Below are 24,576 nucleotides of genomic sequence, written 5' to 3' on the forward strand. Positions count from 1 at the left end.
CGAAAGCCCGACGCCATGTTGAAGCGCATGATCATCATGCTGTGTGTCATCGGGGCGGTGTTTGCCGCCCTCGCCTGGTTCGTCAATTTTCGCGCCGGCATGATCAGTCAAGTCATGGCCTCGCTCGCCGATCCGCCGCAAACGGTATCGACGACCGCTGCGCAGGTCAGCGACTGGCAATCGACCTTGACTGCGATCGGCACGTTTCGTGCCGTAAACGGCGCAGATCTCTCGCTGCAACAGCCCGGCATCGTGGACAGCCTTCATTTCGAATCCGGCAAGGATGTCGCCGCAGGCGATACGCTTCTCGATCTGCGCAAAGAGGACGACGTCGCCAAGCTACAGTCGTTGCAGGCCACCGCCGACGGCTACGGCATCACGTTGCGGCGCGATCAGGGCCAGTTGAAGATCAATGCAGTCAGCCAAGCGACGGTCGACAGCGATGCCGTCAACGAGCGCAACGCTCTCGCCCTGCTCGCCCAGCAGCGGGCGCTAGTCGATCAAAAGACGCTACGTGCGCCGTTTGCCGGCCGTCTCGGTGTGCGTCAGGTCGACGTTGGCCAGTATCTGACCGCAGGCACCACCATTGTCACGCTGCAGGCTCTCGACCATCTCTTCCTCGACTTTACGCTGCCGCAGCAGGCAATCGATCAGGTCACCGTCGGGCAAGAGGTCGTGGCGCGCGTCGACGCCTTTCCGGACCGCAGCTTCAAAGGAACGGTACAGGCGATCAATTCAAAGGTCGATCAAACCAGCCGCAACGTTCAGGTCCGCGCGATTTTCGACAATGCGGATCGCAAGCTTCTGCCCGGCATGTTCGCACGGATCGATGTCCGTGTCGGCCAAAGCACGAGCTATCTCACGCTGCCGCAGACCGCCATCGTCTACAACACCTATGGAGAGTCGGTGTTCCTCGCCGTCAAGAGCGAGGCGCCGGACAAGCAGGGTTTGGTGGCCCGCCAGACCTTCATCAAGACCGGCGCCACCCGCGGTGATCAGGTGGCCGTGATCTCGGGTCTCGATCGGGACGCAACCGTCGTCACCGCGGGCCAGATCAAGCTGCGCAACGGCACCCTGCTGAAGATCGACAACTCCATTCCCCTGGCGAACGATCCAAATCCGGCACCCGCCGATCACTGAGGAGGAAGAACGTGTCCTTTACCGACATCTTCATTCGTCGGCCGGTGCTTGCGATCGTCGTCAGCCTAATGATCCTGGTGCTGGGTCTGAAGTCGGTGACCTCGCTGCCGATCCTGCAATATCCGCGAACGCAGAATGCGATCGTCACCGTGACGACGACGTACTACGGCGCGGATCCGGCGATCGTGGCCGGATTCATCACCACGCCGCTCGAAAATGCCATCGCCCAGGCCAATGGCATCGACTACATGACGTCGACAAGCCAGCCCAGCACCTCGACCATCACCGTCAACCTGCGGCTGAATTTCGATTCCGGCAAGGCGCTGACCGAGATCAACACCAAGGTGAACTCGGTGCTCAATCAGCTTCCGAGCGGTGTCCAGCAGCCGGTGCTTACGGTCAAGGTCGGTCAGACCATCGACGCCATGTATCTCGGCTTCAGCAGCGACGTGCTGGCACCGAACCAGATCACCGATTATCTGATCCGCGTGGTGCAGCCCAAACTGCAGGCGGTGGCCGGCGTGCAGACCGCCGAACTGCTCGGCAACAAGACCTTCGCGCTACGCGCCTGGCTTGATCCGATCAAGCTTGCGGCGTACGGGCTGACCGCCTCCGATGTATCGACCGCGCTGTCCAGCAACGACTACATTGCCGGGCTTGGCACCACCAAAGGCCAGATGGTGCAGGTCAACCTGACGGCAGCGACCAACCTGAAATCACTACAGGAGTTTCGCGATCTCGTCGTCAAGCAGGCGGGCGCGTCCAACGTCAAGCTCTCCGATGTGGCGAACGTCACCCTCGGCTCCGAGGATTACGAATCGTCAGTCGGATTCAACGGCAAGCGTGCGGTCTATATCGGCATCCAGGTGGCGCCAAACGCCAACCTCCTCGACGTCATCAAAGGCGTCCGCGCCGTCTATCCCGACATCAAGGCGCAGCAGCCGGAGGGGCTGAACTCCGAGATCATCTACGACTCCACCGAATTCGTGAACAGCTCGATCAACGAGGTGATCCATACCTTGCTCGAAGCGCTTCTGATCGTCACCGTGGTGGTATTCCTGTTCCTCGGCTCATGGCGTTCGGTGCTGATTCCCGTGATCGCCATCCCGCTCTCGCTGGTTGGCACCTTCACCCTGCTGCTGGCGCTCGGCTTCTCGATCAACCTCCTGACGCTGCTGGCGCTTGTGCTGGCGATTGGTCTCGTCGTCGACGACGCCATTATCGTGGTCGAGAACGTCAATCGGCATTTGGCCGAGGGCACCAAGCCGTTACAGGCCGCGATCCTCGCCGCGCGCGAGCTTGCGGGTCCTATCGTGGCGATGACTGTCGTGCTGATCGCAGTCTACGTGCCGATCGGCTTCCAGGGCGGCCTGACTGGAGCGCTCTTCACTGAATTCGCCTTCACACTTGCCGGTGCCGTTGCGGTGTCGGCCGTCATCGCATTGACGTTGACGCCGATGTGCTGCGCCTTCATCCTCAAGCCGCCGAACACCGGCAAACTGACGCTTGATGACCGCATCGTTGGATTCATCGACGCGCGGATGGAGACGTTGCAACATAGATATCGGCGCTTGCTCGCTGGCAGCCTGACGACAATTCCGGTCACGGTCGTGTTCGCCGGCCTCGTCTTGAGCAGCATCTACTGGCTCTATACGAACTCCAAGAACGAGCTTGCGCCGGAGGAGGATCAGGGTGCGATCCTGATGCAGTCGACGCTCGCGCCGAACGCAACCTTACAGCAAAAGCTGCTGTATTCCGCCGAGGTCTACCGGCGCATCTCCGCCTATCCTGAAACCGCGGGCGTGTTTCAGCTCGATCTCACCGGCAGCTCGATCGCGGGCTGGGTGCTAAAGTCCTGGGACAAGCGCGACAAGACTGCGGCACAGCTACAACCGGTGCTTCAGCAGGAGATGGCGGGGGTTGCCGGTGCCAAGATCGTGGCGTTCCAATTGCCGCCGCTGCCCGGAGCTAGCGGCCTTCCGATCCAGTTCGTGATCCAGACCACGGATCCGTTCGACCGGCTCGACGGCATCGCGAAGGCGTTCACCGCCGAGGCCCTGAAAAGCGGCAAGTTCATCTTCCTCGACAATGACCTGAAGGTCGACCAGCCGCAAACCTCGGTGGTGATCGATCGCGAAAAGACCGCGCAGCTTGGGCTGAAGCTCAGCGATGTCGGCGGTGCGCTGGGCAGCATGCTGGGTGGCGGCTACGTCAACTATTTCGGCCTGGACGGCCGCTCCTACAAGGTCATTCCTCAGGTCGAACAGCGCCAGCGGCTCAACGCCGATCAGGTGCTCGACTACTACATCAAGACCTCGGACGGTACGTCTGTTCCGCTGTCGACGGTGGCGTCGCTGAAAACGACCACGGTTCCGCAATCGTTGAATCATTTCCAGCAGATCAATGCCGCCACCGTTTCCGGCGTGGCCATGCCCGGTGTGATCACCGGGGAAGCACTCGCGACGCTGAAGGAGATCGCGGACCGGACCCTGCCCAAAGGCTACACCATCGACTATGGCGGGCAGTCGCGGCAGTTCATCCAGGAGTCTTCGGGTTTTGCTGCGACCTTCGGCTTCGCCCTGATCATCATCTTCCTGGCGCTGTCGGCGCAGTTCGAAAGTTTCCGCGATCCCCTGATCATTCTGGTCTCGGTGCCGATGTCGATTGCAGGGGCACTGATCTTCATCATGCTGGGCATCAAGGGCGCCAGCCTCAATATCTATACCGAGGTCGGCCTTGTGACGCTGATGGGGCTGATCAGCAAGCACGGCATTCTCATCGTCGAATTCGCCAACGAGATGCAACATGCCGGCCGCTCCAAGCGCGATGCAGTCATCGAAGCGACCGCGATTCGGCTGCGCCCGATCCTGATGACGACAGCGGCCATGGTGATCGGCGTGATGCCGCTGATCACCGCGTCCGGCGCTGGCGCGGCCTCACGCTTCAACATGGGGCTGGTGATCGCCTCAGGACTTTCGATTGGAACGCTGTTCACCCTGTTCGTGGTGCCGGCGTTCTACATCTTGCTCGCGGCTGACCATTCCGCAGCTGCGACAAGCGATGACACCGTGAAACTCGATTCGGTCGGCCTCGGAACGAACGGTGAGCCGCATGCAGCCCAGTGACGATCACCCCGCAAGGCGCACGACCGGGGCCTCTAGCGCCGGCCGCCGCCCATCCCGCCTCCAGGACCGCCGAGGCCACCACCACCCAATCCACCACCAGGCCCCATCGGCCCGCCGCCGGGCGAGCCGAGACCGCCGGGACCTGACGGGCCACTTGGTCCGGTCGGTGCGGAGCCGGGATTTGCACCGGGGCTCGATCCAGGCGCCGACGCGCCTGCCGGGCCGGGCTGGCTGCCGCTCGGATTGGTGGTGCCGTGGTCGGGATGCATGATCGAGCCGCCGGGCGATCGATTGGGATTGCCGGCGCCACCCGGCGCCTGTGTCGGCGAGCCCGGGAATTGGCCAACGGCCTGCGCGGAGTCGACCTGAAGGCCGCGCGAGCGATCGAACACGCCGCTGACGACCATGCGCGCTTCGCCCGCCGCCGGCCCGAAGCGCGAGCTGTCACGAGCGACGAGCCCGGAGCCGAGCTGGAGGCTGGAGCCCGCACGCTGCACATAGGCCTCGATCGAGAGCCGGCTTGCACCGACGAGATCCGAGAAATCGTCGATGCGCGTGCGCGCGGCCTGCATCGCGCCCTGGCTCGTGCTGCCCTCGATCTGGACGCGCTGGCCGACCAGCAAGGGATCGACGCCGCTCACCTTGAGCCCGCCGATATGCAAACCGTCCGGCCCGCGCTCGACGAGACCCGTGACGCGCTCGGCTGCGTCGTGGCGCTGTTCGACCAGGCTTGCGACAATCACGCCGTCGGTGCGGCGCAATCCATAGACCGCCACCTGCGTGCCGGTGCGGAGCTTGCTCTCCTTGCCGCTCGCAACGATCTTCTGGCCGAGCACCGTCAGCTCGTTGCCCTTCACTGATTCGACCGGGCCCGAGACCTCGCTCGCGATCGCGATGTTGCGGGTGACGAGCGTGCCATCGGCCTGCCGCGTCGCGACCACGCGCGCAAGCTGGCCGATGCGCAGAGCCTTCGGGCTCGCCGCCTCGCCGTCGATTCGGACCGGCACGTCGCTCGCGTAGGTGACGCGCTCGCCATTGACGTAGATGCTGCCGAAACGCTGGATCACGCCAACGATGCCGGTGCCGCCGATGCCGTGATCGTCGCCGCGCGTGATTCCGGTACCGCCGATGCCCTGGTCCGTGCCGCGCTTGACCTGCGCGCGCGCCATGGCCGTTCCGGCAAGCCAGAATCCCGTCAGCAGCAGACGGCGGGAGATGAGCGGTGGCCGGCTCATGACGAGCTGCCTTCCTTGCCACTGTCCTTGCCGTCGCCCTCCTCGTCGGCATCCTCGCTGTAGATGTAGATGCCGAAATTCCAGCGGGCGTCGCCGCCCTTGTCCTTGGTGAGCGCGCGATTCGCCTCGCGATTGGCGGTCTTCAGCGCATCCATCGCGAGCTCGCGCGAGCGTGCCTCGAGCCGCTTGGCAAGCTTCGGCGAGATGTTGTTGTAGTGGACAGCGCGTTCGAGGAAGCGCGGTGCCGGCCCCGACACGTTCTCGGCGGCGGCTGCGATATGGTCGTGCAGATTACGGCCGAGGTAATGCCACTTGCTGTCGTCCGCACCGCTCGGGACAAAGGCCGCCTCGACCAGTTCGATCTCGTCAGCTTCGTTGATGGTGACGAGCTTGCGATCGACCCATTCGTCGAGCACCGCGCGCGGGCGCACATCCTTGGTGACGGACGCGACCAGTTGCTCGAACGACGGTGCATCGCCCTCGGCGGTCCGCGGCAGCGGCAGCGGCTCGCCTCTCGCATCGGTGAACTCGGGCGCGGCGAGCCAGCGCGCGATCACAGCGCTCGTCAGCGACAACGCCGCCGGCGTCTCGTGCACGGGCGCACCGGCGCCGCGCAGCCGCGCCACCTCCTTGCGGTGGATGCCGGTGAGCAGGCTGACGCGGCTGTCGGTCTGGTCCTTCCCTTCGAGCGCGAAATCATGCTCGGCGACATTGACGAAGAGCTCGCGGAGCAACTGCGCCAGCGCCGGGAACGTCATGCCGCTGCGAATGCACAGCCGCACCAACGGGCGCAGCAGCCGCGCCAGCGGCGCGTGCAGCTTTGCGGCGGCGTTCGGCTCTGGCGCCGCCGCTTTGGGCCCGGACTTGGCATTCATGTCCGGATTTTAACGGGACTTCGCGTGGGACACAATCCCACTTTTTCCCATTTGACGATTGACGTGGTAAATTTTCCCACATATACGGGAGCCACTGAGGGCGCGACTTGAAGGGACATTGATCATGGCCGACCGCTTGGCCCGCATTTCCAGTGCACCGCGTGCTGTTCCAATGCTCGACTTGGGCCGCGATCTGGGCCGTCACGGCGCGATCGAGCCGATTCTGCCAGCCCTGGTGCGGGGCGTGATCTTCATCTCGGTGCTGGCCGCACCGTTCGTTGCAGCACTCCTCGCAGGCTGATCGCCATCATGAACAATTCCAGCGAATCTCCGCGCCGTCCTTCGGTGCTGCACATCTTCAAGATCTACTACCCCGACCTGTTCGGTGGCACGCTCACGGTGATCCGCGACATCTGCGCGAGCCTGAAGGAGACCTTCGTCTCCGCCGTGCTGGTCTGCTCTGACAAGGGCGAAAGCCGCGAGATCATCAATGGCGTCGAGGTCGAGCGCGTGCGCTCGTTCGGCAATGTGCTGTCGCTGCCGGCCGCCCCCGCTTATCCCTGGCGGCTGTGGCAGAGGATCGCCAAGCACGATCTGCTGGCGCTCCACGCACCCTTCCCGCTCGCCGACCTCGTTTTCGCCTTGGGGTTCGGCCGCAAGCGGCCGCTGGTCGTGCACTGGCACGCCGACATCGTCACCCATGCCGGCCTGCGCCGGTTCGTCGAGCCGCTGATGCGGCGGACGCTGCGCCGCGCCAAGGCGATCATCGTCTCCGACCGCGTGCTGATCGACGAGGCGCCGTTGCTGCGGGAATTCGAAGACAAATGCCATGTCGTGCCGTTCGGCATCGACACCACGGTCTATGACTGGCCGAAGATCGAGCCGCACCACGTCAATGATCGCGGCCGGCTCGTGCTCGCCTGCGGCCGGCTCGTGCCCTACAAGGGTTTCGACGTGCTGATCCGCGCCGCGGTCAACCGCCAGTTCGAGGTCTGGATCATCGGCGAAGGGGCCGAGCGGCCCAGGCTGGAGCAATTGATCCGCGAGCTCGGCCTCGGTGAACGCGTCCGCCTGCTCGGATCCGTCAACGATTGCGAGCGCGTCAAGCTGATGTGCCTCGCCGACGTCTTTGTGATGCCGTCCGTCACCAATGCCGAGACCTTTGGCCTCGTTCAGCTCGAGGCCATGGCGGCCGGCCGCCCCGTCGTGAACACGGCGCTCGATACCGCGGTGCCGCGCGTGGCCCGCCACGGCATGGAGGCGATCACCGTGCCACCGGGCGACGCCGAGAAGCTCGGTGAGGCCATCGACACCCTGATCGGCGATCCCGAGCGCCGCCGCCGCATGGGGCTTTCGGCCCGGACGCGGGCCGTGACCCGCTATTCGGCGACAACCTTCAAGGAAGGCATGGAGACCGTCTACCGCGCGGCCGTCACCGCGCCTAGCGATGAGGTGGCACCTGCCGCCGAGGCGCTGCAGGCAACGGGCTGGCTGGACAGCTTGCGGATTGCCGCGGCCCTGGCCTGGTCCGACATGCGTCACCGCTATGTGCGCTCGTTGCTGGGTCCGTTCTGGATGTCGCTCCAGATGGCGATCGTGGTCGCGGTGCTGGGTTCGGTGATCGGCCAGATGTCCAACGCCGATATGATGTCGCACCTTCCCATGCTGGCGCTTTCGATGACGGCCTGGACCTTCCTCAACAGCGTTGTGCTTGATTCGACCACGGCGCTTCAGAACTCTGCAAGCCTGATCCGCGATCGCGCACTGCCGCCGGTCATCTTCCTCCTGCAATGTACGTTCCGCCAGGGGCTGTTCGCGCTGCACAACGCCTGCGTGCCGCTGATCCTGTGGCTGCTGCTCTCGCCGCACGATCTCTCCCGCGCGCTCGCAGCCCTGCCCGGCCTCCTGCTGTTCGTGACCTGCACCTTCGCGCTGAGCCTCGTCCTCGGCGCGCTGGCGACGCGCTATCGCGATCTCAAGCCGATCATCGAATCCACGCTGATGCTCGCCTTCCTGGCCTCGCCCGTGATCTGGTCCGCCGAAATGATCAATCATCGCTCCACCGTGATGCGGCTCAATCCGCTGACACATCTGTTTGCGGTGTGGCGCGAGCCGCTCGCCGGCGGGCATGTCGATGCGACCAGCATCGTCTATGTCCTGGTGACGCTGGCACTGTTGCTCTGCGCGAGCGTGCTGACGCTTGTTCACCTGCGCAAAGCCGCGTTCTGGATCTGACCGATGGCCACGATCAGCCTGCGCAACGTCTGCCTCGATTATCCCCTCTACGGCGCCTATGACTTCTCGCTGAAGCGGCGACTGCTCGGCCATCTCATCCGCGAACAGGGCGAGATGCGGATCATCCGCGCCGTCGACAATGTCACGATCGAGGCCGAGGCCGGCGCGCGCATTGGCCTGGCCGGCCCCAACGGCTCCGGCAAATCGACGCTGCTACGTCTGATCGCCGGCGTCTATCCGCCGAGCAGCGGCAGCGTAGCGATCAGCGGCAATGTCGTTCCCCTGCTCGGCCTGAACGCCGGCGTGAACCTCGACTTCGTTGCGGAGGACAATATCGCCCTTCTGCTGCGGATCAGCGGGCGCAAGCCGACGCGCGCCGTGATCGACGAGATCTGGGCCTTCACCGAGCTAGAGACGCGCATGCAGCGGCTGCCGCTGCGGATGTTCTCCTCGGGCATGCTGATGCGCGTTCTGTTCGCGACCGCGACTGCGTTTCCGGCCGATATCCTCCTGCTCGACGAATGGCTGAGCGTGGTCGACGAACACTTTGCGGAGAAGGCCGAGGAGCGCCTGCAAAACCTGGTCTCGCAGGCCGCGATCGTGATCATCGCCTCGCACGACCAACCGCTGCTGCGTCGCACCTGCACCAGCATCATCAATCTCGATCATGGCCGCGTTGCCTCGACCGTCATGGTCGAGCCGCCGTCGACACTCCCCTTCGAGCTCCGCGAGAGACGCGCATGAAGCAGAACATCCTTGTCGTGTCCGAAGCGTTGGGCGAGCCCAACCACAAACGCGGAATCTTCCATTTCACGCGCGAATTGATGCGTTCGCTCGCTGCCGACGGCCACGAGCTCACGCTGCTGGTCGAGACCACGCGGCGTTACCGCAAGCTGCGCCGACGTGAGCAGCGTACAAAATTGTTCCCGGCGCAGTCGCGCAACATCGAGTTGCTGGCGCTCTATCGGTTCCTCGACGAAATCAACATGAGCGAGCCGCTGGCGCGTAACGGCTTACGGCGCACGCTCGACTGGCTCCGCCACAAGGCCACCATGTCGGTGTCATGGGACTATGTCGCCTGCTTTCTGCGCGCGAGCGGCCTGCGCAGCCTGCACGCGCGACTGATCGAGAACAGCACAGGGGCACTCGAATACATCCCGCCGGATCTGCGCCACCTCGAATTGTTCCGCGACTTCCAGCTCGAGCCCGGATTCTACAGCTATCAGGACTCCTCCGCTTTCTTCCTGCTGCCGCCGCCACGGATCGACGCGCGCGACTATGACATCATTGTTGTGGACACGCCGACCCGGGTGGCAATCAAGCGCGGGCCGAACGCCAAGGTGATCTGCGTCGTGCACGATCTGTTGCCACTCACAGATCTCAAGCTCAGCGACGTCGCGACGCGATTGTTCCTGTCGCGGCTCCTCACCAGCCTGCGTCAGGCCGACGAGCTCGCCTTCGTTTCAAACTATAGCATGATGCGGTTCAGGGAACTGTTGCCGCAATTTGCGCACCTACCGGCGCGGGTCGTGTATCCCCGCACCCGGTTCGACGCCCCGGATGTCCTGCACCTCCCAGCCCCTGCGGGGCGTCCGGGGCGGCCGAGCTTTGTCGTCATCGTGTCGAACGAGCCACGCAAGAACGTCACCACCGTCATTCGCGCTTTCCGCAACATCCCTCAGGCCGATCTGGTGGTGATCGGCCTTGCTGGCCAGATCAACCGGATGCGCAATCTTCCGCCAAACGTCCGCTTCGCCGGCTATGTCGACGAGCATGAGAAGGCGGCGTTGATCGCGGAGGCGCACGGCCTGATCATGCCGAGCTTCGCCGAAGGCTTTGGCGTGCCGATCATCGAGGCACTGGCTGCGAACACACCGGTGCTGTGCTCTGACATCGCCGTGTTCCGCGAGGTCGCAGGCGAGCTTGCCGACTATTTCGATCCCTTCGCGACCGAGTCGATCGTTGCCTCCGTCACCCGCGTGTTGGCGCGGCAGGAGGAGTACCGCGGCAGGATCCGGGCCCGACGGCACGAGCTTGCCGAGCGGTTCGGTTACCAGACCCAGGCTCGCGACTTCCTCGGGCACGAAGCGCCCCCGGAACGCCTGGTCGCGGCCCGATAGGCGCGTCTCCGTGACTATCCAACCCGCAGCGTGGGCTGGTCCCGTCGATGCACGGCCTTGGCGAAGCTCGGCCACGCTGATCCAGGCCGCCGACGTACTTGCAGCCCTGATCGCGGCGTCGCTGCCCTGGTCGACCACGGCGCCTTCGATCTTCGTCGGGCTGTGGCTGCTCGCGGTGACGCCGACCATCGACTGGCGCGATTATGCGCGCAGCTTGACGCGGCCCGCATTCGCCTTGCCCTTCGTCCTCCTGCTGCTCGCGCTCGTCGGCACGCTGTGGTCGGACGGTGCGTGGGCGGACAGACTGCATGCGATCAAGCCGGTCGCAAAACTCGTGCTGATTCCGCCGCTGCTCTATCATTTCAGCCGATCGGAGCGCGGCTTCCAGGTCTGCCTCGCCTTTCTCGTCTCCTGTGCGCTGCTCGCGGTGTACTCCTGGATCGTGCTGCTCGATCCCACCTGGAAATTGACCGCGACCGCCTCGGCCGGCGTTCCCGTCAAAAACTACATCGACCAGAGCCAGGAGTTCACGCTGTGCGCCTTCGCGCTCGCGCTACCCGCGCTGACCTTTTGGCGCGGCGGAAGCGTGATCGCGACAGCCGCTTGCCTCTCGCTGATCCTGCTGTTCGTCACCAACATGGTGTTCGTTGCCTCGGCCCGCACAGCGCTGCTCTGCATTGCGGTGCTGCTGGCACTGTTCGCCTGGCAGCATCTCAGCCGGCGCGCCGCGCTGCTCCTGCTTGCAGGCGCCCTGGCCGCAAGCGCGCTGGCCTGGACGGCGTCGCCCTATCTGCGCCAGCGCATCACCGATATCGCCGTCGAGTATCAGCACGGCCGTGAAGACATCAGCCGTGCCTCGACCGCGCAGCGCCTGACCTATTGGCGCAAATCGTTCTCAGCCTTTGCGGAGGCGCCGCTGCTCGGCCACGGCACCGGCTCGATCAAGCGGCAATTCGAACGTGCCGCCAGAGGCGAAAGCGGCCTCGACGCCGAGATCGTCAGCAACCCGCACAACCAGACCCTCAACGTAGCCGTGCAATGGGGCCTGCTGGGCATCGTCTTGCTCTACGCGATGTGGATCGCTCATCTACGCCTGTTCGCGGGCGAAGGTCTTGCGGCCTGGATCGGACTCGTCGTCGTTGCACAGAACATTGTGAGCTCAGTTCTGAACTCGCATCTGTTCGATTTCCACGAGGGCTGGATCTATGTGCTCGGCGTCGGAATTGCCGGCGGCATGGCACTGAAGACCAAAGCCGGCGGCCAGCCCTGACTACTGGCCACGCTCGTGGCCGACTTCGCCGGTGATGACGTCACCAAACAGTGCGATCGGCGTTGTTGCCGGCGGCCAATTGCGCCGGCGCGATCATTTGCGCGCACTCTTTTTCCTGCTGCAATCTTGTCGTCTTTTCCGGAGCCGGCACCAGATGGAGGGCTATCCGTGAAATTGAGCAGAATAGCTCGCTTGCAATCTGCGCCGTTGGTACAGGCTTAATCCTCGGAACGTCGTCACTGATCGCTCCGCTCGCTCACGGAGCACAGCCGTCATGTTCGGTCGAAAAGCTCCAAGGCCGCTACGTTTTTTCAGGCCAAGGCTCCAACCTGCATTATGGCGCATTCGACTTTGACGGCGCCGGAAAAGTCGATGGCCGGCAGACCTCACTGCGTTACAAAACATCGGTCCAGCGGGAATCCCTGAACGGCACGTATGTACTGGAAGCCGATTGCACGGGAACAATGACCCTCGAAGGTCAACCTGGCGGCACGGCACATTGGGACCTCTATGTAACGAGCGACGGCAAGAAGGGCCGTATGATCCGCACCGATTCCGGGACCACAGGCGTTCGCACGTTCGAACAATAATGCGGCCATAGGTCTTCTGCTTACGCTTTGAACATCCTCAGCGCCCGCCCGTCAATCACGAGCAACGCGCTGCCGATGACAACCGCCCCTGCGATCTCGCGCGCGGAAATCGGCTCGCCCAGCACCAACCATCCCAGAAGGATGGCGGTCACGGGAATGAGCAGCGTCACCAGCATGACATTGGTTGCGCCCGAACGCCGCAGGATCTGAAAGAAGACGATATAGGCCAGCGCCGTCGAAAGGCTGGCCGAGCCAAGCACGGCAAGCCAGGTCGCGATACCCGGCATCGGCAAGCGCCACGGTTGCTCCATCGCGCCGGCGACGATCGCCATCATCACTGTGGACGGCATCAGTTGAAAGGTGGCGGTCCCAAGCGGCGGCGAGTCCTTCAACAACCGCCGCGCCGCCAGCGCCGCGAGGCCATAGCTGAATGCGCCACCGAGGCAGAGCAGAATGCCGAACCCCTGCCCGGCTCGCGTCTCGACGCCCCACCCTCTCAGGATGATCACACCGGCAAGCCCCAGCGCGACCCCGGCCACGCGCCGCATCTGCAACGCCTCTTCCCGCGCTGCAGCCATCACCAGCACCGTGAACAACGGCGTGGTGGCATTCAGGATCGACGCGAGCCCGCTTGGAATGAAGGTCTGGCCGATTACGATCAGCGAAAACGGAATGACGTTGTTGAGCAGCCCGATCGCGACGAACGGTTTCCAGCCCGTCACGCCCCTGGGAAGGCTGATGCCCTGTAGACGGAGCAGCGGCAGCAGAATGGCCGCGCCCAGCGCCACGCGCAGGAACACCAGGGTGAGCGGCGGCAATTCCCGCAGCGCTGCACCATTGAAGAAGAACGAGCCGCCCCAGAGGATCGAGAGCACAGCGAGCAGCGACCAGTCTCGCGCGTCGATCCGGTTGTCATTCGGGGACATGGCGTCTCACATCAGCAGTTGGCCTCCGCCTAGTACAGCGCGACGCACTTTGCCACCCGATTTCCGGGAAGGACGTAATTTAAGGCGGCTCTCGCTTCCGCGTATCCCACGCAATGTCCGCGACCACCGCGCCGATCACCAGAGCACCGCCGATCAGTGCATGAACAGCAGGGATCTCCCGAAAGGCCACCCAGATCCAGAACGGCATCAGAGGCGTCTCCAACGTCGCGATCAGGGATGCCTGGCTCGACGGCAGCAGGCGCGAGCCGCGCATGTAGAATGTCAACCCGAGCGCGACCTGAAGGCAGCCAAACATCGCGAGGATCGCAAGGCTGTTGCCGCTGACCTGAGCGATGTCGTGGGCAAATGGCAGGCTGACGAGGCTGCCGAGGAAATTCGACAGAGCTGCTGCTGCCACCATCGACGTATCCCTGTGGCGCCTAATGACAACCGTCATGGCCGAGATGGCGAGCACCATCAGGCAGCTCAGCGCGACGCCGGTGACGTCGGCGCCGGCCTCGATGCCGCCGACCGTGATGCCCACGCCGGCAAAGGCGACGAGGCTCGCGAGGAGTGTGCGCCACGTCGCGGCCTCGCCGAGCCACAGCCACGCCAAGGCCGCCGCCACAAACGGTTGCGTGGCGATCAGCACAGCCACGTTCATCACCTTGGTCATCTGAAGCGCGGGGATGAAGGAGACCATGCCGAGCGTTGACAATGAGGCGACGAGCAAGCCGCCGCGTCCTGGGACCACCAATTGCCGCAGCGCACCGCGGCCCTGCATCAGAACGAGAAATACCGTGATCAAGCTGCCGCCGAACAGGCCGCGCCAGAACAGGATGGTCCAGGGATCGAACGGCAGCAGCCGCGTGAAGAACGGCGCCGTGCTCCAGGCAATCGCGGCGGCGATGACAAGGGCAATGCCGAGACCACGGTCCGAACGACGCTGCCCCATGTGAATGCGCCCGTCTAGGAGGGCTGCTTCGGCCGCGACACCAGCTCGATCATCTTGCCTTCGTCCTCGTCCGGCATCGCAGCCGTCGCCCGCGCATACGACTCGACCGCGGCGCGTGCGACGAGCGGCTTGTCCGCGAGCAGGCTCTCGGCCAGCTTCACGGCATAGGCGGCATCCTTGTGCCGCAGCGCCGACGTAAACGTCGCGCCGCTGAAGTCGCGGGCAACCATGCGCTTGGAATGGCGCTGCACCTGGGGGCTGGCAGCGACGCCGGCCTGGATCGATTCCAGCACCAGCTTCATATCGAGCCCGGCCTGCTCGGCGATCGCAAGGCCCTCGGCAAGACCAGCGATCTGGATCGCGCCCATGAGATTGTTGATAAGCTTGTAGACCGTGCCGGAGCCGACCGCGCCGAAATGCCGGATGGTCGAGCCGATCGGTGCGAGGAACGGCCGCGCACGCTCGAGATCGACCGCGTCGGCGCCGACCAGCAGCGCCAGCTTTCCGCTGGCTGCCGCATCCGGCAATCCCGTCACGGGGCAATCGATGTAGATCAGCCCGCGCGCGTTGAGCTCGCGGCCCATCTCGCGCGCATGGTCATAGGAGACGGTGGAGCATTCGATCGCGATGGTGCCGGCCTTCGCCGTCTTGGCCGCGCCCTCAGGCCCGAGCCAGACCGCGCGCGAGGCTCCGTCATCGGCGACCATGGTGACGACGGCGTCGGCATCGATCGCGGCATCTTCAGGCGAGGTCGCCCAATGCGCGCCGCGCGCGATCAGGTCTTCAGCCTTGGCCTTGCTGCGATTCCACAGCGTCACGGTGAAGCCGGCATCGAGATAACGGCCGGCCATGCCGTGGCCCATCCGTCCAAGCCCGATGAAGGCGACCCGCGTCATGGCTAATCCACGTCCTCGATGTCAGCACCGGTGGTGCCGAAGGCGCGTTGCGCCAGCGTCGCGGCCATGAAGTCGTCGAGCTCGCCGTTGAGCACGCCCGAGGTATCGGAGGTCTGCACGCCCGTGCGCAAATCCTTCACCATCTGGTAGGGCTGGAGCACGTAGGAGCGGATCTGGTGGCCCCAGCCGATATCGGTCTTGGCGGCCTGATCGGCGGCGGCTTTCTCTTCGCGCCTCTTCAGCTCGATCTGGTAGAGCCGCGCGCGCAGCATGTCCCAGGCCTGCGCCTTGTTTTTATGCTGGGAGCGGCCGGCCTGGCAGACCACCGCAACGCCGCTCGGAATGTGCGTCAGCCGCACCGCGGATTCAGTCTTGTTGACGTGCTGGCCGCCGGCGCCACCGGAGCGCATGGTGTCGACGCGGACGTCGGATTCCTTGATGTCGATCTTGATGCTGTCGTCGATCACCGGAAACACCGCGACCGACGAGAACGAGGTGTGCCGCCGCGCGTTGGAATCGTACGGCGAGATGCGCACCAGGCGGTGCACGCCGGCCTCGGTCTTGAGCCAACCGTAAGCGTTGTGGCCGGAGACCTGGATAGTCGCGGACTTGATGCCGGCCTCTTCGCCCTCGGACTCTTCGACAATTTCGACCTTGAAGTCGTGAGTCTCGGCCCAGCGCGTGTACATGCGGAGCAGCATCTGGGCCCAGTCCTGGCTCTCGGTACCACCGGCGCCGGCATGGACTTCGAGATAGGAATCGAAACCGTCGGCTTCGCCCGACAACAGCGCTTCGAGCTCGCGCCGCGCAACTTCCTTCTTAAGCGCTTTCAGCGCAGCTTCGGCCTCAGTCACGACACCCGTATCGCCCTCGGCCTCGCCGAGCTCGATCATGCCGATGTCGTCTTCGAGCTGCTGCTCGACCTTGCCGATGCCTGAGAGCGAATCCTCCAGCGAGGTACGCTCCTGCATCAGCTTCTGGGCCTTCTGGGGATCGTTCCAGAGGTTGGGATCTTCTGCGAGCTTGTTCAGCTCAGCGAGGCGCGCCGTCGATTTCTCGACGTCAAAGATGCCTCCTCAGCAGCCCGACAGACTGCTTGATCTCTTCTACCAACCGTTCGATTTCGGCGCGCATGTCGTTCTCTGGTCTCGCGGGGTCGTGCCCGCGTGCAATTAAAACGGGATGTAGCGGCGGCGGCGGCAAAGCGCAACCGTCGGCACGCGGATCGTCCGTCTTATCCTAGGCCCTAGTACAGCCCGCCGGTGCCCGGCCGCATGAAGAAGCCGGAATCCGGCTGCTGCTGTTGCGACGCCGGCACGCCACCGCGGCCGTCAGCGTCAGCAACGCCAATAACCGAGTAATTATCCGGCGGCGCCGTGCCCGGCTTGAAGGCCTCCAAAATGGTGCCACCGGTCTCGCCGGGACCTGCGCGCATGCCGGTCTTGGCGACGACGCGGATCAGCTTGATGCCGGCCGGCACCTTGAAGGGAACCGCGGGCTTGTCGGCGAGCGCGAGCTTGAGGAAATCGCGCGCGATGGGGGCAGCCAGATGGCCGCCAGTCGCGGCGTTGCCCTTACCCAGCGGACGCGGCTTGTCGTAGCCCATATAGATGGCGACCGCGACGTCCGGCGAGAACCCGACGAACCAGGCGTCCTTGGCCTCGTTGGTGGTGCCGGTCTTGCCGGCGATCGGCTTGCCCACTTCCCTCACGACGGTTGCGGTGCCGGCCTGGACAACGCCTTCCATCAGCTCGGTGATCTGATAGGCGGTCATGGAGTCCAGCACCTGCTCGCGGCGGTCGATCAGCTGCGGCTCGGGCTGGTTCTTCCAACCACCAGCCGCGTCGCAGCCGCGGCATTCGCGCTGGTCGTGCTTGAAGATGGTGTGACCGTAGCGATCCTGGATGCGGTCGATCAAGGTCGGCTTCACGCGACGGCCGCCATTGGCAAGCATCGAATAGGCCGTGACCATGCGCATCGCCGTGGTTTCGCCGGCGCCGAGTGCGTACGAGAGATAATTCGGCAGCTCGTCATAGACGCCGAAGCGGCGCGCATATTCGCCGATCAGGGGCATGCCGATGTCCTGTGCGAGGCGCACCGTCACCGTGTTGAGCGACTGCCGCAGCGCGTTCCGCAGCGTCACCGGTCCCTGATACTTATTGGTGGAGAAGTTCTCCGGTCGCCACACGCCAGCACCCTGGCCCTGGTCGATTTCGATCGGCGCATCGAGAACGACGGTCGAGGGCGTATAGCCGTTATCGAGCGCCGCCGAATAGACGATCGGCTTGAACGACGAACCCGGCTGCCGATAGGCCTGCGTGGCGCGGTTGAACTGGCTCTGGTCGAACGAGAAGCCTCCGACCATGGCGAGCACGCGGCCGGTCCAGGGATCCATCACCACCATCGCGCCCGACACTTCGGGGATCTGCCGCAAACGGTACTGGCCTTCGACCGGAGTGCCATCCTTGTAGAGCGGATCGGCATAGATCACGTCGCCAGGCTGGAGCACCTGCGCCACGCCCGTGGCAGCCCTGCCCTTCGCGGCTCCGGAAGCCGCCTTCGCCCATTTGACGCCGTCGAGCGTGATCAGGCCGGTCTCGCGCTGCTTGCTGACGGCGCCGCCGAGTTCGCGGTTCGGCTGGAAGCCGATGCGCGCCGACTGGTCGCTGGTCTCCAGCACCACCGCCATACGCCATGGCGAGATGTCGGAGAGCGACTTCATCTCTGCGAGCTTCACGCCCCAGTCGCCCGAAATATCGAGCTTGCTCATCGCGCCGCGATAGCCCTGCTGCTCGTCATAATTGACGAGACCTGCGACCATGGTCTTGCGCGCCATGACCTGGATCTTCGGATCGAGCGTGGTGCGGACCGAGAGGCCGCCCTCGTAGAGCTTCTTCTCGCCATAACGCTCGAAGATGTCGCGACGGACTTCCTCGGCAAAATATTCGCCCGCGAAGGTGTGGGCAGCGTTGGAACGGCTGGTGACGGCGAGCGGCTCCTTGCGCGCCTTCTCGGCATCGGCCTGCTTGATCCAGCCGTTCTCCTGGAGACGGTCGATCACGTAGTTGCGGCGCTCGATGGCGCGGTCGCGGTTGCGCACCGGATGCAGGGTCGCCGGCATCTTCGGCAGCGCCGCGAGATAAGCGGCTTCGGCCACGGTGAGCTCGTTCACCGACTTGTCGAAGTAGACGAGCGAAGCGGCTGCGATGCCGTAGGCACCGAGGCCGAGATAGATTTCGTTGAGATAGAGCTCGAGGATCTTGTCCTTCGAATAGGTCTTCTCGATCCGCATCGCGAGCAAGGCTTCCTTGATCTTGCGGGCGAACGAGACCTCATTGGTCAGCAGGAAGTTCTTGGCAACCTGCTGGGTGATGGTGGAAGCACCCTGCGGACGACGATTGGAGCCGTAGTTCTGGAGATAGACCAGGCCGGCGCGGGCCATGCCGGTGTAGTCGATGCCGCCATGCTCGTAGAAATTCTTGTCCTCGGCCGCGAGGAACGCATTGATCACGAGTTTCGGCACCGCCTGGATCGGCAAATACAGCCGCCGCTCCTTGGCGTATTCGCCGAGCAGCGAACCGTCAGTCGCGTGCACGCGGGTCATCACCGGCGGCTCGTAATCCTGAAGCTGAGAGTAATCCGGCAAGTCCTTGGAGAAATGCCAGATCAGGCCCGCTACGGCACCGACACCGACAAGGAACAGCACCGTTCCCGCGGCGAACAGGAAACCCATGAACCGCACCAGCAAGCGCATTATCTGTTTATCCGTTCAAACCTTGGACCAGCCCAAGATAATCCAAAGGCGCCGAAAATGGGCGCCATCCTCATGTCGCGAATTCACCGGCCTACTCAATTACATCAATGCCGGACCGAAAGACGCTTGCGGAACGGGATTCTCGTCGATTCCGGAACCCCCTGCGTCGTTTTTATAAAGCGCCCGCTGTGGCCAAACTAGGGCTTAACAGCAGGACCCAACATTCCGTTCTTAATTGGCCGTTTTCAATTGCCTTGCCCCGCCGTCGCCATCCGCTTGGCCAGGAACGCATCGATCGCCTGGCCCATCGAGGCCACCGCACGCGACCGCCAGCCCTCGGAAACGAGGTGCTCAAGGTCGCCCTTGTTGGAGACATAGCCGATTTCCACCAGGACCGATGGCACGTCGGGCGCCTTCAGCACCCGGAACCCGGCCGATTTCAGCGGATGCTTGTGCATCCGCACGGTCGACTTCATTTCGCCCATCAGCAAATGCGCAAAACGGTTTGAAAAGGTGCGGGTTTCCCGTTGGGTGAGGTCGATCAGGATGTCGGCGACGTCGGTTGGCTCCTCCGCAAGATTGAAGCCGGCGATCGCGTCTGCTCGGTTTTCCGCGTCCGCCAGACGCTGGGCCTCGGCGTCGGATGCCTTGTCGGACAAGGTGTAGATCGTGGCGCCCTGCGCATCGCCTTCCGCGCGCGGCAGCGCATCGGCATGGATCGAGACGAACAGCGCGGCCTTGAGGTTCCGGGCGATTTTGGTCCGATCATTGAGCGGAATGAAGGTGTCGTCGTCCCGCGTCATCACCACGCGGTATTTGCCGGTCTTTTCCAGCCGCTCGCGCAGCGCCAGTCCAAAGGCCAGCACCAGATTCTTTTCGCTCTCGCCGCTCGACTGCGTGCCGTTGTCGATGCCGCCATGGCCGGGATCGATCACGACGACCGGGCGGCCGTCAGCCGGCGCCCCCGGCTTCTGCGCCGGCTCCGGCGCTGCGGCGGGAACAGTTGCCGGCGGCGCGGCGGCGATCGTCGGCCGCAATTCGGGACGGTTTTCCGGGGCCGGCGATTGCAGGAAGGCGGCCCGATCGACCTCCTCGAGCTCGAGCACAAGCCGGGCGGGCTGGCCGTTGGTCGCCTCCAGCACGTAGGAATTGGCGATCTTGGCAGGACCCGTCAGGTCGAACACGATTCGGGAGCCGCCAGGCATCACGAGCCCGTAGCGGAAGGCCTTGACCAGCCCCCGCCCCCCGGCCCCGGTGCCCGGAGCGAGTTGAAAATTGACCTGGGGAACGTCGACCACCACCCGGTACGGATCGGCGAGCGTGGTGGCGCGGAAGCTGACGGTCTGGTCGAGGTCGAGAATGAAGCGGGTCTGCTTGCCGTCACCGGCCAGCCGGGCGGCCGAGGCGATCGGATAATTCGCTACCGCAACAGAGGGTTGCGGCTGGCCTTCCGCCGCGCTCAGGCGCGAGGAATCGGCATATGGCAGTGCTGCGGCGCAAAGAAGCGCGCATCCTAGCAAAACCCGTTGATTTGTGCGGCTCGCCACCGATTCCGTGCCTCCGAGCAGCCTCTTTAACGCAATAGAACCACAGGGTTAATCAGTCCTTAATGACAGAGACGCGAAACTCGCTGACTGTGACCGGCGTGCGACGCTCCCTTGCACCGGTGGCCCATTCCTCGTATGTACGAAGTGCTGACGGCCAATAATTTCCGGTTGTGTCGCATTCAGCCTCCCGGTGCAGCGCCGGAACTCTCAAGGTTTGGGAATTCCAGCGTTTTTCCGTTCCCCTCTAAGACCAGCGCGGTGCGCGGCAGCGAGGTGGAGCGGGGCAAGCCCCGGCGGCAGACGGTCTCTGGTTACCACTCGCGTATCCGGGACAGTTTTGACAGCGACGTAGCTCTTTACCCGATCCCTTAATCCCAAGGGAGCGGTTCGTGATCCCAGGGCGAGCGCACTCGCGCCATGCCTGGCCAACAGCAACTGATTAAGGGGCGGCCCCGCCGCCCAATGTTTCATACGGGCCGACGCTTGATGCGCCAGACTGTGCCGACGAATTCTGAAGGACCATTCGCGACGCTGCGGAGCGAAACTCCCGCGCGCCGCATTGGTCCTCCGGCTTCCGATTCGGCGAGGCGCGAGAGACGGCGTTTCGGCCTTCCCCTCACCCCCGAATCAGGTGGACCGTCGCGTCACCGGGCAGCGCAACTCGCGCCCACGGTGAATCGCGCCCGCCGCCGCCAAGAGTTAAGACATGCCCAACAAGATGTTGATCGATGCCACCCACCCGGAAGAGACCCGGGTTGTCGTGGTCCGCGGCAATCGCGTCGAAGAGTTTGATTTCGAGACCGCGCAACGCAAGCAACTGCGCGGGAACATCTACCTCGCCAAGGTCACCCGGGTCGAACCCTCGCTTCAAGCCGCGTTCGTCGAATATGGCGGCAACCGCCACGGCTTTCTCGCCTTCAGCGAAATCCATCCCGACTACTACCAGATCCCGGTCGCCGACCGACAGGCGCTGATCGAGGCCGAAGAACAGGCCCATCGCGAAGCCGAGGAAGAGACCGAGAACCGTTCCCACGGCCGCCGCCGCTCGCGCCACCGCAACGCCCGCCGCCGCGGTCAGGGCGAGCGCGTCCGCAGCGACGTCGTCGAGGGCGCTGACGCTAACGCGGCCCAGCCGATCGAGGGCGAGGCGCGGCCAGAGCACGCCGCAGGCGCTCCGCATGAGGGCGAACATCTGCACGCCGACGCGGAGCATCACGGCGAGCTCGAAGCCCATCATCACGAGCACGATCACGACGATCATGGGCACGACGATCATCATCATGCCCATGATGACGATCACCAGCACACTCACGATCATGATGACCATCATCATGACGGCGACCATGATGATCACGACCATGATCACGCCGACGAGACGCCCGCGCCTGTCGCGACCGTTGCCGAGCCGTACGAGGCTGCCGCTTTCGATACGCACGCCGAGGCTCTGTCCGAAGCCGTGACCTCCGCCGCTGAACCGGCCGATGCCGTGTACGCCGCCGGCGAGAGCGTCGAGGCTCCGCATCACGACTCCGAAGCGACGGCCGAGGACGACGATGAGGATGACGACGACGACGCCGAAGAGGAAGTCGTCGAATCCGTCGGTGGTGACGACGTGCTCGAGGAAGTGCCGGAGCGCACCTTCCGTCCGCGCCGCCAGTACAAGATCCAGGAAGTCATCAAGCGTCGCCAGGTGATGCTTGTGCAGGTGGTCAAGGAAGAGCGCGGCAATAAGGGCGCTGCGCTGACGACCTACCTCTCGCTCGCCGGCCGCTATGCCGTCCTGATGCCGAACACCGCCCGCGGCGGCGGCATCAGCCGCAAGATCACCAGCGCACAGGATCGCTCTCGTCTTAAGGAGGTCGTGCAGGATCTCGACGTGCCCGAGGGCATGGGCATCATCTTGCGCACCGCCGGCGCCGCCCGTACCAAGCCCGAGATCAAGCGTGACTTCGAGTACCTGATCCGGATGTGGGAGACGGTGCGCGACCTGACGCTGCAATCACAGGCCCCGACGCTGGTCTATGAGGAAGGCTCGCTGATCAAGCGCTCGCTGCGCGACCTCTACAACAAGGAGATCGACGAAATCTCGGTTGCCGGTGACTCCGGCTACCGCGAAGCGCGCGACTTCATGAAGATGCTGATGCCCGCCAATGTCAGCGCGGTGAAGCAGTATCGCGACGGCCAGCCACTGTTCTCGCGGATGGGCGTCGAAAGCCAGCTGGATGCGATGTTCTCGCCGACCGTGCAGTTGCGCTCCGGCGGCTACATCGTGATCAACCAGACCGAGGCGCTGGTCTCGATCGACGTCAACTCCGGCCGCTCGACCCGCGAGCACCATATCGAGGACACCGCGCTCAAGACCAATCTGGAAGCGTCCGAAGAGGTCGCCCGCCAGCTTCGCCTGCGCGACCTCGCCGGCCTGATCGTCATCGACTTCATCGACATGGACGAGAAGCGCAACAACCGCGCGGTCGAGCGCAAGCTGTCCGATTGCCTGAGGCAGGATCGCGCGCGCATCCAGGTCGGCCGTATCTCGCATTTCGGCCTCTTGGAGATGTCGCGCCAGCGCATCCGCGCCAGCGTGCTGGAATCCTCGACCGATCCCTGCCCGCATTGCGGCGGCACCGGCCACGTCCGCTCGGTGTCCTCGGTTGCGCTCCAGCTCCTACGCGGCCTCGAAGAAATCCTGATGAAGGGCGCGACCCACAATCTCGTGGTCCGCACCCGCACTGACGTCGCGCTCTATGTGCTGAACCACAAGCGCGGTCATCTGCGCGACCTCGAAAACGGCTTCAAGGTCACCCTGGCGGTCATCGCCGACCCAAGCGTCAGCGGACCGCAAGCTTACCTCATCGACCGTGGCGAACAGGTGCATACGCTCGAAGCCGCCAAGGCGCTGCTCGCGGCGCAGGCTGCCGCAAGCCCGCCGCCGTTGGTCGAAGAAGCCTATGACGACGAGGAGTTCGATCCGGAGCTGGAATCCGAGGTCGAGACCGAGGAAACCGAAGGTCTTGCCGAGGAGCAAGCTGCCGGCGAAGCAGCGCCCGATCAGGACGGTCAGCGCCGCAAGCGGCGCCGGCGTCGTCGCGGTCGCGGCGGCCCGCGCGAGGGCGAGCCTCGCGAGGATGGCGCGCCCGCATTGGCCGAAGGGGCCGTTGCAACCGCCGAGACAGACGAGGATGCCGAGTCCGAGCCGGAGGGCGAGGATCAGGCGGGTCAGGCCCGTGGCGAGCAGGAAGGCGCGAGTGATCGCCGCCGCCGGCGTGGTCGCCGCGGTGGACGCCGCCGGCGCGGTGGTGGCGAGGAAGGTCTCGCCGGCTCCATCGGCGACGAGCTCAGCGCCAATGCGCCGCCGGAAGCAACCGATGCGGTTGCCGATTTCGACGGGTCGGGCGGCGAGGCTGCGCCCTCGATTGCGCATTCCGAAGACATCAACATCGTCGAGCCGCGGGTCGCTCAGCCTGAGCCACGCACCGAATCGCAAGCCACAGCGCCGGCCCAGCCTGAGCCTGCGGTTGCAGAGGAAGAACCCGCCGACGACAAGGCCGCGCGGCGCCGCTCCACGGTCCGGGAGAAGGTGAGCTTCCTGTCGAGCAGCCAGAGCGAGCCCGCAGCACCGGTTGCATCAGCGCCGGAGCCGGCTGCTACGCCAACGCCTGAGCCTGCACCGGAAGCTACGGCCGAAACATCGACCGCGCCGCGTCGCGCCGGCTGGTGGTCACGCCGTTTCGGCGGCGGCGAATAGAACGAACACGCAATAAAAAAACGCCCGGCCTGGCCGGGCGTTTTTCGTTTCACGGCTCGCCAAAACGCTAAAACATGATCCGGAAAAGTGCGCAGCGGTTTTCCGAAAAGATCATGCTCAAACAATGATCTAAAGCGCGATGGCGATTCATCCTAATCGCATA

General features: G+C 64.4%; 17 protein-coding genes. 9 read left to right on the forward strand and 8 right to left on the reverse strand.

Annotated features, from left to right (window positions below):
* The first annotated feature begins 15 nt into the window (after positions 1 to 15).
* Together UP06_RS01975 and UP06_RS01980 are read left to right on the forward strand one after the other, a co-directional pair.
* Positions 16 to 1,140, forward strand: a complete 1,125-nt coding sequence (locus UP06_RS01975) for an efflux RND transporter periplasmic adaptor subunit (RefSeq protein WP_045000031.1) — start codon at positions 16 to 18, stop codon at positions 1,138 to 1,140.
* Between the two features lie 11 nt (positions 1,141 to 1,151).
* Complete coding sequence (locus UP06_RS01980) at positions 1,152 to 4,265, forward strand: efflux RND transporter permease subunit (RefSeq protein WP_045000033.1); 3,114 nt, start codon at positions 1,152 to 1,154, stop codon at positions 4,263 to 4,265.
* A gap of 32 nt (positions 4,266 to 4,297) precedes the next feature.
* Here UP06_RS01980 and UP06_RS01985 read toward each other — a convergent pair whose 3' ends face one another.
* Entirely contained in the window at positions 4,298 to 5,500 is a 1,203-nt protein-coding gene (locus UP06_RS01985) for a DUF5666 domain-containing protein (protein ID WP_045000034.1), read from the reverse strand.
* Positions 5,497 to 6,375: a DUF6502 family protein gene (locus UP06_RS01990; RefSeq protein ID WP_045000035.1), complete on the reverse strand. Its 879-nt coding sequence runs from the start codon at positions 6,373 to 6,375 to the stop codon at positions 5,497 to 5,499. Before UP06_RS01990 ends, UP06_RS01985 begins: the two co-directional genes overlap by 4 nt.
* Before the next feature lie 124 nt (positions 6,376 to 6,499).
* Here UP06_RS01990 and UP06_RS41365 point away from each other — a divergent pair, with 124 nt between their 5' ends.
* The 6 genes from UP06_RS41365 (at position 6,500) to UP06_RS40555 (ending at position 12,590) form a co-directional block, all read left to right on the forward strand.
* The gene (locus UP06_RS41365; RefSeq protein WP_197087104.1) at positions 6,500 to 6,676 is read left to right on the forward strand and encodes a hypothetical protein; all 177 of its coding nucleotides are present in this window, start codon (positions 6,500 to 6,502) and stop codon (positions 6,674 to 6,676) included.
* 8 nt (positions 6,677 to 6,684) lie between these two features.
* A complete protein-coding gene (locus UP06_RS01995; RefSeq protein ID WP_045000036.1) occupies positions 6,685 to 8,610 on the forward strand; it encodes a glycosyltransferase in 1,926 nt (641 codons plus the stop codon).
* Positions 8,611 to 8,613: 3 nt separating this feature from the next.
* Positions 8,614 to 9,354, forward strand: coding sequence for an ABC transporter ATP-binding protein (locus tag UP06_RS02000; protein ID WP_045000037.1), 741 nt, complete (start codon positions 8,614 to 8,616; stop codon positions 9,352 to 9,354).
* Positions 9,351 to 10,730, forward strand: coding sequence for a glycosyltransferase family 4 protein (locus UP06_RS02005; protein WP_045000038.1), 1,380 nt, complete (start codon positions 9,351 to 9,353; stop codon positions 10,728 to 10,730). Before UP06_RS02000 ends, UP06_RS02005 begins: the two co-directional genes overlap by 4 nt.
* Before the next feature lie 10 nt (positions 10,731 to 10,740).
* Positions 10,741 to 12,000, forward strand: a complete 1,260-nt coding sequence (locus UP06_RS02010; protein WP_045000039.1) for an O-antigen ligase family protein — start codon at positions 10,741 to 10,743, stop codon at positions 11,998 to 12,000.
* A 65-nt stretch (positions 12,001 to 12,065) separates the two neighbouring features.
* The gene (locus UP06_RS40555; RefSeq protein WP_156162713.1) at positions 12,066 to 12,590 is read left to right on the forward strand and encodes a hypothetical protein; all 525 of its coding nucleotides are present in this window, start codon (positions 12,066 to 12,068) and stop codon (positions 12,588 to 12,590) included.
* Between the two features lie 20 nt (positions 12,591 to 12,610).
* On the opposite strand, the gene UP06_RS02015 is transcribed toward UP06_RS40555, so the two are convergent.
* The 6 genes from UP06_RS02015 to UP06_RS02040 all read right to left on the reverse strand — a co-directional run bounded on the left by UP06_RS02015 (position 12,611) and on the right by UP06_RS02040 (position 20,668).
* The gene (locus UP06_RS02015) at positions 12,611 to 13,516 is read right to left on the reverse strand and encodes a DMT family transporter (RefSeq protein WP_045000040.1); all 906 of its coding nucleotides are present in this window, start codon (positions 13,514 to 13,516) and stop codon (positions 12,611 to 12,613) included.
* Positions 13,517 to 13,595: 79 nt separating this feature from the next.
* Positions 13,596 to 14,471 (reverse strand): DMT family transporter, encoded by an 876-nt coding sequence (locus UP06_RS02020; protein ID WP_045000041.1) that lies wholly within the window; start codon positions 14,469 to 14,471, stop codon positions 13,596 to 13,598.
* Positions 14,472 to 14,485: 14 nt separating this feature from the next.
* Positions 14,486 to 15,367: an NAD(P)-dependent oxidoreductase gene (locus tag UP06_RS02025; RefSeq protein ID WP_045000042.1), complete on the reverse strand. Its 882-nt coding sequence runs from the start codon at positions 15,365 to 15,367 to the stop codon at positions 14,486 to 14,488.
* A gap of 2 nt (positions 15,368 to 15,369) precedes the next feature.
* A protein-coding gene (prfB, locus tag UP06_RS02030; RefSeq protein ID WP_156162714.1) for a peptide chain release factor 2 occupies positions 15,370 to 16,501 on the reverse strand; the annotation gives its coding sequence in 2 pieces (ribosomal slippage) (positions 15,370 to 16,431 and positions 16,433 to 16,501; 1,131 coding nt in all).
* Positions 16,502 to 16,613: 112 nt separating this feature from the next.
* Positions 16,614 to 19,121 carry a penicillin-binding protein 1A gene (locus tag UP06_RS02035; RefSeq protein WP_045000044.1) on the reverse strand — a complete coding sequence of 836 codons (2,508 nt, stop codon included), beginning with the start codon at positions 19,119 to 19,121 and terminating at the stop codon, positions 16,614 to 16,616.
* A gap of 245 nt (positions 19,122 to 19,366) precedes the next feature.
* A complete protein-coding gene (locus tag UP06_RS02040; RefSeq protein WP_045000045.1) occupies positions 19,367 to 20,668 on the reverse strand; it encodes an N-acetylmuramoyl-L-alanine amidase in 1,302 nt (433 codons plus the stop codon).
* A 706-nt stretch (positions 20,669 to 21,374) separates the two neighbouring features.
* On the opposite strand from UP06_RS02040, the gene UP06_RS02045 reads away from it, so the two are divergent.
* Positions 21,375 to 24,413, forward strand: coding sequence for an Rne/Rng family ribonuclease (locus UP06_RS02045; protein ID WP_045000047.1), 3,039 nt, complete (start codon positions 21,375 to 21,377; stop codon positions 24,411 to 24,413).
* Positions 24,414 to 24,576: the final 163 nt, after the last annotated feature.

It is taken from the genome of Bradyrhizobium sp. LTSP857 (assembly GCF_000938285.1).
Classification (GTDB): Bacteria; Pseudomonadota; Alphaproteobacteria; order Rhizobiales; family Xanthobacteraceae; genus Bradyrhizobium.

Bases quoted from the DNA above. Each gene is read 5' to 3' on its own strand.
- UP06_RS02035 (WP_045000044.1), bottom strand. From the start codon at position 19,121: ATGCGCTTGCTGGTGCGGTTCATGGGTTTCCTGTTCGCCGCGGGAACG.
- UP06_RS01990 (WP_045000035.1), bottom strand. From the start codon at position 6,375: ATGAATGCCAAGTCCGGGCCCAAAGCGGCGGCGCCAGAGCCGAACGCC.
- UP06_RS02045 (WP_045000047.1), top strand. From the start codon at position 21,375: ATGCCCAACAAGATGTTGATCGATGCCACCCACCCGGAAGAGACCCGG.
- UP06_RS41365 (WP_197087104.1), top strand. From the start codon at position 6,500: ATGGCCGACCGCTTGGCCCGCATTTCCAGTGCACCGCGTGCTGTTCCA.
- UP06_RS01995 (WP_045000036.1), top strand. From the start codon at position 6,685: ATGAACAATTCCAGCGAATCTCCGCGCCGTCCTTCGGTGCTGCACATC.
- UP06_RS01975 (WP_045000031.1), top strand. From the start codon at position 16: ATGTTGAAGCGCATGATCATCATGCTGTGTGTCATCGGGGCGGTGTTT.
- UP06_RS02020 (WP_045000041.1), bottom strand. From the start codon at position 14,471: ATGGGGCAGCGTCGTTCGGACCGTGGTCTCGGCATTGCCCTTGTCATC.
- UP06_RS02000 (WP_045000037.1), top strand. From the start codon at position 8,614: ATGGCCACGATCAGCCTGCGCAACGTCTGCCTCGATTATCCCCTCTAC.
- UP06_RS01985 (WP_045000034.1), bottom strand. From the start codon at position 5,500: ATGAGCCGGCCACCGCTCATCTCCCGCCGTCTGCTGCTGACGGGATTC.
- UP06_RS02025 (WP_045000042.1), bottom strand. From the start codon at position 15,367: ATGACGCGGGTCGCCTTCATCGGGCTTGGACGGATGGGCCACGGCATG.
- UP06_RS02015 (WP_045000040.1), bottom strand. From the start codon at position 13,516: ATGTCCCCGAATGACAACCGGATCGACGCGCGAGACTGGTCGCTGCTC.
- UP06_RS02005 (WP_045000038.1), top strand. From the start codon at position 9,351: ATGAAGCAGAACATCCTTGTCGTGTCCGAAGCGTTGGGCGAGCCCAAC.